This is a genomic window from Leptolyngbya sp. CCNP1308 (assembly GCF_034932455.1).
Classification (GTDB): Bacteria; Cyanobacteriota; Cyanobacteriia; order Phormidesmidales; family Phormidesmidaceae; genus Nodosilinea.
The window spans coordinates 86,598-101,917 of record NZ_JAYGIH010000003.1 but is presented as its reverse complement, the minus strand read 5'-3'; the positions used below and the strand labels follow the sequence as shown (position 1 = coordinate 101,917).

Sequence of the window (15,320 nt, the reverse complement as noted above, 5' to 3'; positions counted from 1 at the left end):
GTATTGGCTGATACTGACCCGCCCTAAACCAATTGATACGTATAGATGAAATCGATTTGCCCCTTGGCAGATCGACTGTCGGCATACCAAGTGCGGCGTGTAGTCCGCAAGGTATTCGTTTTCTTGACAAGCTTGAGAGCATAGCATCTAGGGTTCCGACTGGGCCGAGGGAAGGTTTATTCCCAAAGCGCTCAGTGACTGGTCCAAGAGGTGCAGCCGGGTACGACCTGTGACGACCTGGTTCACGGAGGGATAAAAGCCCGGGAGGAAAGATGTAGGCCGCAGGCGGTCTGCATTTGCTCCTGGGCTTTTGGTATCTACCGCTCGATGGTCATCAACAGTAGGTCAGGAGCTTAAACGGTATGGAACAGAGCATTTTTTCCTACGGCATCATTGCCTTTTTGCTGGGTACCCTCGGCATTGGGGTGTGGGCCTCGCAGCAGATTAAGGGCGATAGCGTTAATTTTTTGGTAGCAGGTCGAGGGTTGGCTTTGCCCTTAGCTGCCGCCACGCTGATGGCGCAATCGGTTGACTCTAACGCCACCCTAGGCAACACCGATCTCTCGTCGGCCTTTGGCTTTTGGGCGGGGGCGGCGCTGCCCCTGGGGTTATCCTTGTGTCTGTTGTTGACGGGTTTGTTTTTGGCCAAACCCATGAACCGCATGGGGCTAATCACCATTCCTGACTTTTACCGGGTCAAGTATGGCCGCACCGTAGAGCTGATTGCTGCCTGCATTATGTGCGTGAGTTTCTCTTTTTTATTGGCAGGCAACCTGGTGGCCGGGGGGTACATGTTCCAAAACTTTTTGGGCACCAGTTACTTTGGCGGTATTACCCTGCTGGCGCTGCTGGTGCTGGTATACACGGTATCGGGCGGGCTGTTTGCGGTGGCCTACACCGATTTTATTCAGGTGATGATTGCTTTAGTGGGGGCCTGGGCACTGCTGGCGTTTGTGTTGGCTAACTTTGGCCTGACCGTTGACCCCGGTATGGGGCCTGGGGCGATCGACCAGCTCACCGCTGTGAGTTCTGGGGCGGCAATTAACTGGGCGAGCATTATTGCCCTGGGGTTTGGCAATATGGTGGCGATCGACTTTATGGCCCGCATTTTTGCCGCCGAAAGCCCCGAAACCGCGCAGAGAGCCTGCTTTATTGCCTCTGCTGGCACGCTGATTATCGGTATTCCTTTCTCAATTATTGCGCTGGGAGCTAACGGCATTCTCAGTCAAGCGGGTATTGTGCCCGACGGCCCGGTGCTGTTTGCCCTGCTCGACGGAGTGATTCCGCCGCTGCTGGGCCTGCTGGTGCTGGCGGCGATTTTGTCGGCCTCTTTATCGACGGCGGATGGGGCCATTTTGGGAACGTCTTCTGTACTGGCCCACAACGTTGTGGGCATTCGCCACGCCACCGCCCACGGAGCCGGCGGCGACAAGCTGCTGCTGATCACCCGATTGATGGCGGTGGTCATTACGGTGGTGGGGGTGGTGCTGGGCCTGAAGGTACCCCAGACTGGGGTGCTGCTGCTGCTGGCTTTTGATATGAGCTTTGCAGGGCTGGTGGTGCCGCTGATTGGTGGTCTGTTTTGGGCCAAGGCGACCCGGCAGGGGGCGCTGGCCTGTATTGCGGTGGGATCGCTGTCGCGCCTGCTGATGTTTTCGCTGATGCCGACGATGTTTGGGGTTGACAACACCCTGCTGTATTTCCCCAATGGTTTGTTTACCGCCGATTTTGACGGCTTCCCTACGCTGATTAGCCCGCTGTTGGGACTGGTGGCCTTTGTGGCGGTGTCGCTGCTCACCCACAAGCCGCTCAGTGCTGAGCGACAGCGGAATCAGGTACTGGAGAAGGTGCGATCGCTTTAAAGCAAAGTTCCTGCTCTACTCGAAAGCCCCTTGTCCCAACATGGGGCTTGTTCGTTTGAACTCTTTGGTCGTAAGGGATGCACAATGCATCTCTGCAAAGCAAATCGATAGAATCTTCGCCAAGTACCTATAGCAAAAGCAACAAACTCGATATTGCGGGTAGCAGCTTAGCGCACTCTGTAACAAACGTTGTTGTCTCAGATAGTCCTGCGGTTGTGCCCTTTAATATTTTCATAGCCGTTTTAGCGGCTTTTTGCATAGCGTCATCTTCAGGATTTTGCCCGGCCTCAGCCAATACTTGAACTTGGGTAAGTGCCTCAGCTTTGTCGCCAGGTTCAAGAGCTGGCTCTGCTTCGATCGCGGCTTGAAGCTGCTGTAGTAAAGCTTTTAGTTCGGCTTTCTCTGCAGAGTCATCCGGGAGTTGACCAATCGAGTTAGTGACGTTACCACTAATGGTACCAAGGTTCATAACGCCACTGACGTTACCTCCCACGATGCCGCTGAGGCTGCCAATGTCACCACCGGCATTGATGTTGATTGAACTTTTTTCGGTCACGGTATCCCCCAAACTATAAACGGTTTCAACGTAAAACTTGTCGCTTTTAATCGCTGTCGTCACCATATTCTCAAGGCTGCGAATCCGCTCGTCTTTTTCTGCCATGCCTGCTAGTAGAGATTGTAGGTCGGCGTAGGGCATCGCCGACATCTCACGATACGCGGCGAAATATTCGGCACTAAGCTGAGAGCGATCGGCGATGCCCTTGACCTTGGCCTGCAACCGCACTTTGTCGTCGCCCCGTCCTTCGAGAGCGACGACTTCGAGATTTGCTTCGGGGTAGTGCTCGGCTAGCTGCTTGAGTGCAACTGCCGCCGCCGCCGGATCAATGCCTTCATGGTGAAACAAGTCTAACGTTTTAAACTGCTGCGCCACAACTCGCAGATCAACATTCTGGGTTTGATAAAGGTTCAATGTTTTGATGATAGGCGCAATGAAATCGGCGAAATCGCCCGGTTCAAAGTTCTCGTTACGGTTGTCGGGTTTACGGCAGGGGTCGGGGTCGGCTTTGGTGGGCAACTGCATATAGACATAGTCGCACTTCACTCCGTCAAACCTGGTGTCGGTTGAAATACTCCAGTCCTGGATGATTGCCCCGGTTAAGCTAGCACCGCTGAGATTGGCACAATAAAGCTGTGTTTGCACGAGCTTAGCGCGATCGAGGTTAGCGCCCTCTAAGGTTGCTTCGCTGAGCTTGGTGCCAATGAAGCTGGCATCTGCTAAGTTAGCACCCTGCAAGTTGAGGCCGCGTAAGTCCATATGATCAAAATTTTGGTCTTGCCCGTTGAGGGTAACCACTAACTGACGAATTTTAGGATTATCTAGATAAGTTCCAGTTGTTCGTGCTTTAGAAAGATCTATTGATTGAAACCAACGAGCACGAGTAAGATTTGCCTGACGAAAATCAGCTTGCTTGAGTTTGGCTGCGGTGAAATTAGCATTGGTCAGATTGGCTTCTTGAAAGCTCGTTCCTCTATAGCTACAGACTGCAATCGCAATCTTGCGAATTAAACTATATCTAGAGTCATCTGCGACCGCTTGCTTGCTGATGTACACACTTAGCCCTAACAAGACCAAAAACGTCAGAACCGCAGCCATCACCGCTAAAGTCACAGGTGTTTCCGTTGCACCTTCAGCGCCAGATATTGTTCCTAGTGGAGCACCAGCTAGAATAGCCAGGATGACCAAAGCAATCATCCATTTGTCGGACAAAATCCGAGCTGCTGTTACAGCAATTGTTCCGGCCACTACGGCAGTAATTTCAACAGCGAGTCCAAATACAAAAATCAGGAATATGAGTTTTGTATTGTTCATTGTTGGAAGCACAAGAGGAATTGTAATCGCTGCTGTAATAGCAAGCGCAAATCCCCACATCAAATTACCAAAACCTCGCCAAAGCGCAATTCCAATAAATGCGACAAACAACAGTGATGGAGCTGTGACAGCAAAAACTTTTCCGGTGACCGTTGCCGTTATTGGAATTGCGGTTGCAACAAACGCTCCTATATAAGCAGATATAAGACTGACTATCGTACTTAGGAACAGTAAGCCAACTGACAGGCCAATATTCCATCCGAAACTTGGGCCAGTGTGAACGCCCTCGAAATTAGTAGCTATTAAGCTTAGGCTGGCAAAGTTTACTCCTCGGATATCAGCACTACTTAAATCTATACCGTCTAATAATCTCCCTTCTCGCAACCTCCTCCGTAAATTCTTATGGTCAGAGATTGTAGTCATTGCTACGAGCGGTGATGATACAACTTACTGTATGAAGCTAAGCAGCCTGGCTCAATGAATGTACAACTGTAAAGCTGGAATTTCTAACCTGCAAGCAAATACTCACTTGGCCAAGCTTCTGACAGAAATCAAAAATTTCTTCTCCAATTATTTGCACGTTCGATTCAAGAAACAATTTGCTATTGTCTGACCATCATCACCACAGCCAGCGTACTTGACGTATTGACCGATGTACTCGTTAAAAGCAAAGGCTGAGGGATCATTCCTCTTTTCGCGGCGAGTACTCAAGTCTTCAAGATTGTTTTGTAAAAAAAAGTCTTGAGTATCTGATCCCATTGCTTGAAGAGTAGAAGCAGCTCTCCACCGAATAGTGATGTTTTCATTTCGGTTTTTCATCACAGCTTGCAAGGGCTCAACTGCATCACCAGTTGTAGTGGGCGGCATTTTACTCAGCGCAAAAGCAGCACCATAACGGACTTTTTCATCTGAATGCTGTAAAGCCTCTATTAGCTCAGGGACAGCCTCAGGACCAATATTTGCGATAGCAAGTGCCACCTTTTCTCGACTAAGAGCTTCACCGCAAAATCCTGTTGCACTTATAGTAGAAAATTCGTCATTTATGCTTTGCTCTTGAACATCCAGATTCGTTTCTGAGTATTCCCAGTCATCAAATAGAGTGATTAGAGTTGGCACCGCTGCTTTTGCGGCCGGGCCTATTTCAATCAGAGAATCAATTATTTTCTCGGCAAAGTATTCAGACTCACTTTTATCATTGAGCAATTCTATTAGAGGACGAACTGCATGTCCTGCATCTTGACCAAATTTTCCGATCGAGCTTACGGCAGTTGCCCTTATACCTTCTCTCATGCTTTTACGCATCTCTTCTTCTGAATTTGTAGGATCTGAATTATCTTTACCTTTTGCAAGCGAGATTAAACTTGGAATAACTCGCTCTGCATCTGCTTTAATATTACCTAGCGCTTCAATAGCAGTGTTCCTAATAGTATTGCCGCTATTTTCATCTTCTGCAATTTTCAGTAAATCAGGAACAGCTTGATTAGCATCCGCTCCGACATTTCCTATTGCTTTAATAGCACCACTTCGAATAAAAATTTCGTCATTATTTTCGTCTTTTGCAATTGTAAGCAAGGCGGGAATGACACGATTTTGCTCGTCACCACCAATATAACCCAACGCCTCAATAGCCTTGCTGCGGACGTTATGCTCCTCACCTGCATTAGATGACAGAGTTACAAGACGCGGGATGGCTTCTTGGGCGTTGACTCCCATGTGACTTAGCGCCTCAGCAGCACTGGCTCGAACGGAAGCATCCTTACTAGAGAGTAATGCTATTAGAGTAGGAACCTCATCCTGCGCATCAGCTTTCAGGATGCCTAGAATCGTCGCTGAATATGTCAACGTCGAGCCATCGGCACCACTGGCCAATGGCTCAGTGTATTTTCCACCACTCTTCATCTGTGCAGCGACGGTCGAGATGATTTGAGATTTTTCTTTTGGCTGCAAGTTTGCAAGTGCGGGGGCAATTTCCCCAAAAGTTTTACTGTCTAGATGCCTTAACAAGGCTAATGCTCTTGGCGTCCAAAGAACTTCAGAATCTAGGGGATCAAAGATGCTATCTTCCTTTAAACCGAAAAACTGCTCAAATTCCTCAAGAGCAGCTTGGGTCGCAGAATCAAAGGTGCCTGTTACTTGCAGTCGTTGACTGATTAGCGGAAAGCCCCAGTTGTTGAGCTGAGTTTGCAATAGGCGCACCTCCTCGCCCTCATCACCAAGCTTTAGGGCGGCGTTATCTTCTGGTGCATAACACATCTTGCCGTCTTCGATCGCTTTAGCAGTTTGTTCGTCAACAACGCCACTCATCAGCAGGCCATGCTGCCGCTGCAAACTTTTGACGGCGGCGGCTGTCACTTCGTCATAGCTATCGTTATTCATTATTGCTTGAGGCAAGCACCACGCTTCACGGAGGCGCTCTTTTAAGTACTCGACGTCTGCGCCTGGGTCTCCAAGCTCTAAATTAGTAGGTGCCGCTTCGGTCGATTGGGAGCCTGTGATGTATGCGCAAAATGCTAGTGACAGCCCCACTAAACCCTTGAGGGGTTTGAGGCAGATGTGTGTTGTTTCGTCGTTTTGTTCGTAGATGCAGCTGTAGTGCAGGTAAGCTAAACCTTCCAGCATTGGTCAACCCTGTGGTAGTGAGAGGAAAATAGCACACTACTAGCCAATTTAGTAAGAGAACAAGCGTTTTAGCTGCTTGAAACTATCTAGAGTTGCAAAGCCTGCGACCGCACCCAACCCAGCTTTATTTTGCAACTGCCTCCGATTCCAGTGCCGGTTGCAGCGTCGCTGGAACAGTTGGCTGTGGAGTGGCTTCTTTCACCCGCAGCGTCAGGGGTACAGCAATTAAAAAGCAAACCCCGCCCAGCACCACCGCCAGCAAGCGGTTGTTGTCGAGCAGATGGGCCATAATCCACCCCAAGCCCAGCGAGATAATAATCTCGGGCAGCACAATAAACATATTGAAAATGCCCATGTAGATGCCGCCTTTGCGGGCAGGCAAAGCCCCAGCCAGCATGGCATAGGGCAACGACAGAAGGCTCGACCAGGCTATCCCTAGACCCAGCATAGGCAGCAGCGCCCAGCGAGGCGACGGCACAAACCAGAGCGAAATCAACCCCAACCCGCCGCAGGCGAGACAGAGCGCATGGGCGATCGGGCGACTGGTCGCAGCGGCCAATCGAGGCAGCAAAAACGACGCCCCAAAACAAACCGCGTTGTAGGCCGCAATGCAGATGCCCGCCCACTCAATTCCTTGGCTGTAGAGGGCCGAAGCCTCATCAGTCGCGCCAAACAAGTTGTGGGCCACCGCCGTAGGAAAGTACAAAAAGACGCAGTACATGCCCAGCCAGCTGAACCCCTGTACCCAGGCCAACTGCCGCATGGTGGCAGGCATTTGCCGAAAGGCGGTGACAATTTCTCGAACCGTGGCACCGACCCCTAGCCGCCGCTCCTGCTGCTCCTTAAAAGCCTCCATATCGCGGGGAGGGCGCTCTTCGGTGGTGAGCACGGTCCACAAAACGGTGCCCAAAAAGAAGACGGCCCCCGTGTAAAACGACATTTTGACGGCTAAGGGCACGTCGTTGGCAGTGCTGGCCTGCACTTTAAAGACATTTGACAACAACCACGGCAGGGCGGAGGCCAGCACTGCCCCCAGGCCAATGAATAAGCTCTGCATGGCAAAGCCCTTGGTACGCTGCTTGGGGGGTAGCAAGTCGCTGACAAAGGCCCGAAAGGGCTCCATGCTGATATTGGCGGCTGTGTCTAGAATCCACAGCAAGCCAACGGCCATCCACAGACTGCCCGCATTGGGCATCAACAGCAGCGCTAGAGAACCAAAGACAGCCCCAATTAAAAAGTAAGGGCGGCGGCGACCTAACAGCCCCCAAGTGTTGTCGCTCAGATTGCCGATAATGGGTTGAACGATCAGTCCGGTGAGGGGAGCCGCTAACCACAGGATAGGAATTTGATCGGCATCCGCCCCCAGGTGCTCGAAGATGGCGCTGGTATTGGCCATTTGCAATCCCCAGCCAAACTGAATGCCGAAGAAGCCAATATTCATATTCCAAAGTTGCCAGAAGTTTAGCTCTGGCTTTGCCTGTGGTGAAGTCAAATGGGGCCTCCAAATTTCGTCGGGGAGCAGCAGCTGTCAGCAACGACTCGCTCGCTCGCGACTTACTGGTACCCAATTTTCTGCCACAACTGGCTTGCCACACCTGAACTGTCTTCAGCTGCCGCTAGGGCGAATGACATCCCCAGTGCTGTTCAGCGGCAGTTCTTCCGATCTCGATATAGGTCAAGATGCAACGAAATTTGGGACCAGCATTGCCAAACAGACTACAGACGCCCTGACTAAGACTTAAATGCCAGGACTTAAATGAATGGGCGGCGGCGTTTGCGCCAGCTCAAATCTGTAACCCGAACACTTCAAACGCGATCGCGTTTGTTGAATGCCGAAGCTGTCGATACACAAATCGTACTGCTACCTCTATAGTGACAGATTTTGGGCCAGGGCACCTGCTACCGCCGACCGATTGATCGCGCGATCGCCAGAGATCTACACCGCAACGGCTGCGGCTTGCTCACGTAGGCGATCGATCAGATCCTTCAATCCGTAGGGGTTGACCCGGTAGCTCAGCGGGTGGGCAATCAGCCGGGCGGTGCTGTGGTAGAGCACTTCCAGCTCCATCAGGTTGTTCTCCTTCAGGGTTTTGCCGGTGGAAACCAGATCCACGATCGCCTCCGACATGCCCGTAATCGGCCCCAGCTCTACCGAGCCGTAGAGCGGCACAATTTCTACCGGCAAATCTAGGCTCTCGAAATAGTCGCGGGCGCAGTTGACGTATTTAGAAGCCACCCGGCTGTGGGCAGGCAGATCCAGCGCCGAGCGGTAGGGGCTGTTGGTCTTCACCGCCACCGATAGGCGACAGCCGCCAAAGCCGAGATCGGCCAGGTGAGCCACGGCAGGCTTTTTCTCGCGCAGTACGTCATAGCCGACCATGCCTAGCTGCGCCTGACCGTATTCCACATACACGGGCACATCCTGGGCGCGCACCAGCAATCCTTTGGCCTGGCCGGTGGGGTCGGTAATTTGGAGCTGGCGGTTGGCGCTGTCTTGAAACAGGCTAAAGTCGAGGCCAACGGCTTGCAGCAGGCGAATGCTGTCTTTGAGCATGCCGCCCTTGGGCAGCGCGATGGTGAGCATGGTCGAGCTTCCTTAAAATTGCAGATGAGGAATGCGAATAGCAGAAATGAATGGCACGACATTCACCCTCAGTCATCATTGGGGTTAACTGGTGTAGGTAGCACCAGCTCATAGAAGGCCAGATCTAGCCATCGGCCAAATTTGAAACCAGCCTGTCGAATAGTGCCGCAGTGAATAAAGCCTAGACTCTCGTGAAGGTGGATACTCCCTGAGTTGGTAGTGTCGATACCTGCTACGAGAATATGATAATTTTGCTCCTGCGCGGCGGCAATCAGTTCTTGCAGCAAGCGCTTCCCAATGCCCTGACCCCGAAAACGAGCATCGACATAAACTGAGTGCTCGACCGAATACTTGTAAGCTGGCCACGCCCTGAAGGTGCCGTAACTTCCGAAGCCCATCAGGTCGCTTGACTCATTCTCAATCCCGATTACAGGAAAGTTTCCCTTGATTTTGGCATCAAACCACTCAGTCATCATCTCAGTGGTTCGAGGCTTGTAATCGTAGAGCGCTGTAGAATTGAGAATGGCATCATTCAAGAGCGCTAGAATCTTTTCTCCATGCCGTTCTGGCTCACACTGGATAATTCGCATCATCTTGCAGCCGTTGACAGCAACAGACAAAGGCATAGGCTTTGCGCTCAGCGTCTCCGGAGGGGACACGCAACAGCGATGGGCTTGGTTGGGTGCCGCTAGCGCTCTACTAACTTATAAATTCAAGCATGGCAGACCAAGCTGTATCTAGCCAAACTCTGCTGCGGCCCCCTTAAGCCCCAAGCTGAGTAAGTGTACTACTCTACCCGCGAAACTTCTCAGTGACGCGGCGCATGGCTTCGTTGACGTTTTCGCGGCTGTTGAAGGCCGAAATGCGGAAGTAGCCTTCGCCTGCGGATCCAAAGCCTGAGCCGGGAGTGCCGACCACATGGCAGCTGTGCAGCAGCTTGTCAAAAAAGTCCCAGCTGGTCAGGTCGTTGGGGGTTTTGACCCACACGTAGGGGGCATTGACGCCGCCGTAGACGGCGATGCCTGCGGCGGTGAGCTGCTCGCGAATGATGCGGGCGTTCTCCATGTAAAAGTCGATTAGGGTTCTAGTTTGGGCTTGGCCTTCAGGAGAATAGACCGCCTCGGCTCCCCGCTGCACAATGTATGAGACGCCGTTGAACTTGGTGGACTGACGGCGATTCCACAGGCCGTGGAGGGCGACCTCGCTACCGTCAGCAGCTTTGCCTATGAGTGTTTTGGGTACGACGGTCAGGGCACACCGGGTGCCGGTAAAGCCCGCATTCTTAGAGAAAGAGCGGAACTCGATCGCACATTCCCGCGCTCCCTCGATCTCATAAATAGAGTGGGGAATGGCCGGATCGGTAATGAAGGCCTCGTAGGCGGCATCGAACAGAATGATCGATCCGTGGGCGCGGGCATAGTTGACCCAGGCTTGCAGGTGCTCTTTGCTGGCCACCGCCCCGGTGGGGTTGTTGGGGAAGCAGAGATAGATGAGGTCTACTTTTTCGTGGGGGATGCTGGCGGTGAAGGCATTCTCGGCGCTGATGGGCAGGTAGGTGAGGCCGCCGTACTCGCCGGTTTCGTTGGCGGGGCCGGTGTGGCCAGCCATTACGTTGGTATCTACATAGACGGGGTAGACCGGATCGGTGACGGCGATCGAGTTATTGCTGCCAAAAATATCGAGAATGTTGCCGCAGTCGCACTTAGAGCCGTCGGAGATAAAAATCTCGCTGGCGTCGATGTCGCAGCCCCGGCCTTGAAAGTCGTGCTGGGCAACTTTTTCGCGCAGCCAGAGGTAGCCCTGCTCGGGGCCATAGCCGTGGAAGGAGGCGCGATCGCCCATATCTTCCACGGCTATGGCCATGGCGGTGCGGCAGGCTTCGGGCAGGGGCTCAGTCACATCGCCAATGCCCAGCTTAATAATTGGCGCATCGGGGTTGGCCTCGGCAAAGGCCGCCACCCGGCGAGCAATTTCGGGGAACAGGTAGCCCGCTTTGAGCTTGAGATAGTTGTCGTTGATGGTGGCCATGGAGCGTTGCGCGATGGTGACAGTTACTTAACTAAGGGTACAGCGCGATGGGGAACCCAAGGGTGTCCCCTGAGCAAACCAAGGATGAACTCAGAGCGCTACTATGGGATGTCCCTGATACCGCCCTACGACCATGGCCTCTGGTGATACTTCCGGCGAAAACATGTCTGGCGAAAACAATTTCGGCGAAAAACTCTACGAAGGCAAGGCCAAGATTATTTACGCCACCGACGACCCGGCGGTGCTGCTCACCTACTTTAAAGACGACGCCACTGCCTTTAACGCTCAAAAGAAAGGCCAGATTGTCGGCAAGGGGCAGATCAACTGCGCCATCTCTACCTATTTGTTTCAGCAGCTTGAGGCGGCGGGCATTGCTACCCACTGGTTGGAGACGACGGGCGATCGCACCATGCGGGTCAAAGCCCTCCAGATCATCCCCCTCGAAGTCGTCGTTAGAAATTTGGCGGCGGGCAGCCTCTGCAAGCAGACTGGTCTGCCCCTGGGCCAGCGCCTCGTTCCGCCCCTGGTGGAGTTTTACTATAAAAATGACGACTTGGGCGACCCGCTGCTGACAGGCGATCGTATTCGCGCCATGGCGATCGCCAGTGAGGAACAGATCGCCACCCTGCGCCGTCTTGCTCTCAACATCAATCAAATCCTGACGGATTTCTTTAGGGGCTGCGCCATCACCCTGGTGGACTTCAAGCTGGAGTTTGGCCTTGATGCCCAACAGCAGATTTTGCTGGGCGACGAAATCAGCCCCGACACCTGCCGTCTGTGGGATCAAACCACCGACGACGAAGCTCAACGGGTGCTCGACAAAGATCGCTTTCGGCAAGATTTGGGCCAGGTCGAAGCGGCTTACCAGCGTGTGCTAGAAAAGGTGGCGGCACAATCGGCCAAGAATTAGCACCATCAATGCGGTAGAATTTGTCCGATTGTGGGGGCAGCGGCCCGCCCAGGGCAGTTTTCCCTGGCTCTCAGCCCGGGAGAGGGTCCTTTGATTGGTGTGTGGACGTGTTTAGCAGGTGTGTTTAGATGCGGGTTTCTCCTAATTATTTATTGGCCGTGTTGGCCACCTCTGGGCTGGTAGGGCTAATTGCTGCCCCGGCCCAAGCCGATCCAGACGCCCCAGAATCAGTTGTCCAGTCAGCTCCCTCCGAAGCCGAACCCTCGGAGCCCCTCGAACCGGGCTATAGCCAAAGTGCTTCCGCCCTGGCCGAGCCGGTTATAGGCACTTCCGATCCCGCCAGCACTATCGACTTCGGCCAGATTCAGCCCGACCTCGGGCCTAGCCCCGTCGCCGAAACTCTTCAGAGTGCGATCGACGGCTACCGCTCCGTTGAGGGTGAGACCACCGCCGATGCTGCCACGGCCCTCTCGCCCGCCCCTGACTCAGAGTCTATTGTTGAACAGAATGCCCAGCTAGAGAGTGCTCAGCTGGCCCAAACCCCCAGCACCCAGCGCGAAATCACCCGCGAAGAGGCCCAGCGCATCCTAGATGGAGCTGTGCAGCGCCGTAACCAGTCCCAGTCTGGGCAAACCGAGACTCCCGAGGAAGCCGCGCCCACGGATGAGTCTACCGACGAAGCAGCCGACGAGCCCGCCGAAGCAGACCCTGAAGAACCAGCTGCCGAGGTCGAAGAACCCCGAGTTCTAGTCGCCGAAGTTCAGGTGCAGCCCAATCAGGGTGAGCTCGACCCGGCCCTTGAGAACCTGATCTACAGCGTCATTGAAACCCAGGCCGGGCGCACAACTACCCGCACCCAGCTCCAGCAGGATATCAACAGCATTTTTGCCACCGGTTACTTCGCCGATGTCGATGCCCAGCCCGAAGACACCGATCTGGGGGTACGCGTTACCTTTTTGGTTCAACCCAATCCGGTGCTCACCGACGTGAGGCTGCAGGGCAACGAGGTGCTGCCCCAAACCATCGTCGATGACATCTTTGACGAACAAAAGGGTGAGATTATCAACCTGATTGACTTTCAGGAAGGCATTCTAGAACTCAACCAGTGGTACCAAGACCAGGGCTACGTGCTGGCCCAGGTGGTTGCCGCTCCCCAGGTCTCGCCCGATGGCGTCGTTACCCTAGAGGTGGCAGAGGGGGTAATTGAAAGCATCGAGGTACGCTACATCAACGACATAGGTCAGTCGGTTGACGATGAGGGCAACCCTGTGCGAGGGCGGACTCGGCCTTTTATCATCACCCGCGAGTTTGACACCGAGCCCGGCGAAGTGTTCAACCAGGCCCGCATTGAGCAAGACTTTCAACGGGTATTTGGCCTGGGAATTTTTGAGGATGTGGTGCCGGGGCTAGAACCCGCCGAAGACGACCCCCGCAAAGTCAAGCTGATCGTCAATGTGTCTGAGCGCAACACGGGCTCAGTCGCCGCTGGTCTAGGCTTCAACTTTACCGGCGACCTCTTCGGCACGGTCAGCTTCCGTCAAGATAACTTTGGCGGTAATAACCAAAAGTTCAGCGCTGAAGCTCAGATCAGCACCCGAGATATCCTGTTTGATTTGTCCTTTACAGATCCCTGGATTGCGGGCGACCCCTTCCGAACGTCCTACACCGCCACGGCCTTTGCCCGCTCGGCCAACAACCTCAACTTTGAGGATGGCCCTAATCCGATCAACCTAGCCAACGGCGATCAGGTGCGCATTCGCCGCCTGGGTACCGGCATTACCTTTAGTCGGCCCCTTGACAATGGCTGGACGGTGGCCGTGGGCACGCTGTTTCAAAACGTGTCGGCTCGAGATCAGGGGGGCAGGGTCAACGCAGTAGATGCTGCTGGCAATCCCCTAACAGCTAGCAGCGGCGGGGTGGATGACCTGTGGACCTTTCCTGTCAGCGCTACCCTCGATCGCCGCAACGATGCCTTTAACCCCACCAGCGGCAGTATTCTGCGGCTCAACAGTGAGCAGTCGGTGCCCCTGGGGCGGGGCAGCATTTTTATGAATCGGCTGCGGGGCAGCTACAGCTACTACATTCCCCTCAGTTTGCTGAACTTTGCGGAGGGGCCGCAGGCTCTGGCCCTCAATATCCAGGCCGGCACCATTGTGGGCGATGTGCCGCCCTACGAGGCCTTTGCGTTGGGCGGTACCAACTCCATTCGCGGCTATGACGAGGGCGAAGTGGGGAGCGGACGCAGCTATGCTCAGTTCACCGCCGAATACCGCTTCCCGCTATTTTCGTTTTTGGGCGGGGCGCTGTTCTTGGATGTTGGCAGTGACTTGGGCAGCGGCAATGCCGTACCCGGTGCCCCTGGCCCGTCGCGGGGTAAGCCCGGCAGCGGCATTGGCTACGGAGCTGGGGTGCGGGTCTCGACTCCCCTGGGGCCGCTGCGGGTTGACTATGGCTTTAACAATCAGGGCGAGGGCCGCATTCACTTCGGATTTGGGGAGCGTTTCTAATGGTGCAGACAGGTCTTGACTGCGATCGCTTGGCCCGGTCAAACTGGGGCACAACCACTGGGCAAACCACGCTGGCCAGTGCGGTAGAGCGTCAGGGCGTAGGGCTGCATTCGGGCCTTGCCACTACGGTCACCCTGGGGCCAGCGGAACCAGGCCAGGGTCGTTACTTCGTGCGAACTGACCTGCCGGGCCAGCCCGCAGTGCCCGCCAGCCTCGCAGCGGTCAACCCAACTCTACTCTCGACCGAGCTGCGTCAAGGGGAGGCTTCGGTACGCACGGTCGAGCACCTGTTAGCGGCGCTGGTGGGGCTAGGGATTGACAATGTCCGCATTGACATCACTGGCCCGGAGGTACCTCTGCTGGACGGGTCGGCCCTGGGCTGGGTCGAGGCGATTTGCCAGGCGGGGCAGCAAAAGCTGGATGCTCCGCGCAGCGTGGCATATTTAGAACAGCCTGTGACAGTTCACCACGGAGATGCCTTTGTGGCTGCTTTCCCGGCACCGGTAGCGCGGTTTACCTACGGCATTGATTTTGACGTGGCCGCCATTGGTAACCAGTGGTTTAGCTGGTTGCCCAGCGCTGCCCCCTTTGGCCCAGAGGGGTTTGCCACCGCTGTGGCTCCGGCCCGCACCTTTGGCCTGGCCCACCAGATCGAGCAGCTGCGGGCGAGCGGCTTGATTCAAGGGGGCAGCCTTGACAATGCCCTGGTGTGCGGCGAAGAGGGCTGGCTAAACCCTCCATTACGGTTTGAAAACGAGCCCGCCCGCCACAAAATGCTTGACCTAATTGGCGATCTCGGCCTGTTGGGCGGCCTGCCCACAGCTCACATTGTGGCCTACAAAGCCAGCCATCGACTTCACGGTGAGTTGGCGGCGGCGCTGGAACTGGCCCTCGTCTATGGCACCCTCTAGTGGCAAAATCAACCTAGGCATATTTGCCT

At 54.4% G+C, this 15,320-nt stretch carries 10 protein-coding genes and 1 riboswitch; of the genes, 4 read left to right on the top strand and 6 right to left on the bottom strand.

Annotation, left to right across the window (positions count from 1 at the left end; genetic code table 11):
• Positions 1-136 precede the first annotated feature (136 nt).
• Positions 137-269: riboswitch (guanidine-I (ykkC/yxkD leader) on the top strand.
• Positions 270-362: 93 nt separating this feature from the next.
• Positions 363-1,862, top strand: coding sequence for a sodium:solute symporter family transporter (locus tag VB780_RS02555; protein WP_323349568.1), 1,500 nt, complete (start codon positions 363-365; stop codon positions 1,860-1,862).
• Between the two features lie 127 nt (positions 1,863-1,989).
• On the opposite strand, the gene VB780_RS02550 is transcribed toward VB780_RS02555, so the two are convergent.
• From VB780_RS02550 to VB780_RS02525, 6 genes are all read right to left on the bottom strand, one after another.
• Positions 1,990-4,155, bottom strand: a complete 2,166-nt coding sequence (locus VB780_RS02550) for a pentapeptide repeat-containing protein (RefSeq protein WP_323349567.1) — start codon at positions 4,153-4,155, stop codon at positions 1,990-1,992.
• Between the two features lie 147 nt (positions 4,156-4,302).
• Complete coding sequence (locus VB780_RS02545; RefSeq protein WP_323349566.1) at positions 4,303-6,351, bottom strand: HEAT repeat domain-containing protein; 2,049 nt, start codon at positions 6,349-6,351, stop codon at positions 4,303-4,305.
• A gap of 124 nt (positions 6,352-6,475) precedes the next feature.
• Positions 6,476-7,843, bottom strand: a complete 1,368-nt coding sequence (locus VB780_RS02540; RefSeq protein ID WP_323349565.1) for an MFS transporter — start codon at positions 7,841-7,843, stop codon at positions 6,476-6,478.
• 444 nt (positions 7,844-8,287) lie between these two features.
• Complete coding sequence (gene hisG, locus VB780_RS02535; protein ID WP_323349564.1) at positions 8,288-8,935, bottom strand: ATP phosphoribosyltransferase; 648 nt, start codon at positions 8,933-8,935, stop codon at positions 8,288-8,290.
• A 68-nt stretch (positions 8,936-9,003) separates the two neighbouring features.
• The gene (locus VB780_RS02530) at positions 9,004-9,561 is read right to left on the bottom strand and encodes a GNAT family N-acetyltransferase (protein ID WP_323349563.1); all 558 of its coding nucleotides are present in this window, start codon (positions 9,559-9,561) and stop codon (positions 9,004-9,006) included.
• 166 nt (positions 9,562-9,727) lie between these two features.
• Entirely contained in the window at positions 9,728-10,963 is a 1,236-nt protein-coding gene (locus VB780_RS02525; protein ID WP_323349562.1) for an LL-diaminopimelate aminotransferase, read from the bottom strand.
• A 133-nt stretch (positions 10,964-11,096) separates the two neighbouring features.
• On the opposite strand from VB780_RS02525, the gene purC reads away from it, so the two are divergent.
• From purC to lpxC, 3 genes are all read left to right on the top strand, one after another.
• Positions 11,097-11,873 carry a phosphoribosylaminoimidazolesuccinocarboxamide synthase gene (gene purC, locus VB780_RS02520; RefSeq protein WP_323349561.1) on the top strand — a complete coding sequence of 259 codons (777 nt, stop codon included), beginning with the start codon at positions 11,097-11,099 and terminating at the stop codon, positions 11,871-11,873.
• Between the two features lie 128 nt (positions 11,874-12,001).
• Positions 12,002-14,380, top strand: a complete 2,379-nt coding sequence (locus tag VB780_RS02515; protein WP_323349560.1) for a BamA/TamA family outer membrane protein — start codon at positions 12,002-12,004, stop codon at positions 14,378-14,380.
• Entirely contained in the window at positions 14,380-15,291 is a 912-nt protein-coding gene (gene lpxC, locus VB780_RS02510; RefSeq protein WP_323349559.1) for a UDP-3-O-acyl-N-acetylglucosamine deacetylase, read from the top strand. The genes VB780_RS02515 and lpxC overlap by 1 nt, the downstream gene beginning before the upstream one ends.
• Positions 15,292-15,320: the final 29 nt, after the last annotated feature.

What these genes read in the sequence shown, in the direction of transcription:
- VB780_RS02515 (WP_323349560.1), top strand. Translation starts at nt 12,002, where the DNA reads ATGCGGGTTTCTCCTAATTATTTATTGGCCGTGTTGGCCACCTCTGGG.
- lpxC (WP_323349559.1), top strand. Translation starts at nt 14,380, where the DNA reads ATGGTGCAGACAGGTCTTGACTGCGATCGCTTGGCCCGGTCAAACTGG.
- purC (WP_323349561.1), top strand. Translation starts at nt 11,097, where the DNA reads ATGGCCTCTGGTGATACTTCCGGCGAAAACATGTCTGGCGAAAACAAT.
- VB780_RS02555 (WP_323349568.1), top strand. Translation starts at nt 363, where the DNA reads ATGGAACAGAGCATTTTTTCCTACGGCATCATTGCCTTTTTGCTGGGT.
- VB780_RS02550 (WP_323349567.1), bottom strand. Translation starts at nt 4,155, where the DNA reads ATGACTACAATCTCTGACCATAAGAATTTACGGAGGAGGTTGCGAGAA.
- VB780_RS02530 (WP_323349563.1), bottom strand. Translation starts at nt 9,561, where the DNA reads ATGCCTTTGTCTGTTGCTGTCAACGGCTGCAAGATGATGCGAATTATC.
- hisG (WP_323349564.1), bottom strand. Translation starts at nt 8,935, where the DNA reads ATGCTCACCATCGCGCTGCCCAAGGGCGGCATGCTCAAAGACAGCATT.
- VB780_RS02525 (WP_323349562.1), bottom strand. Translation starts at nt 10,963, where the DNA reads ATGGCCACCATCAACGACAACTATCTCAAGCTCAAAGCGGGCTACCTG.
- VB780_RS02545 (WP_323349566.1), bottom strand. Translation starts at nt 6,351, where the DNA reads ATGCTGGAAGGTTTAGCTTACCTGCACTACAGCTGCATCTACGAACAA.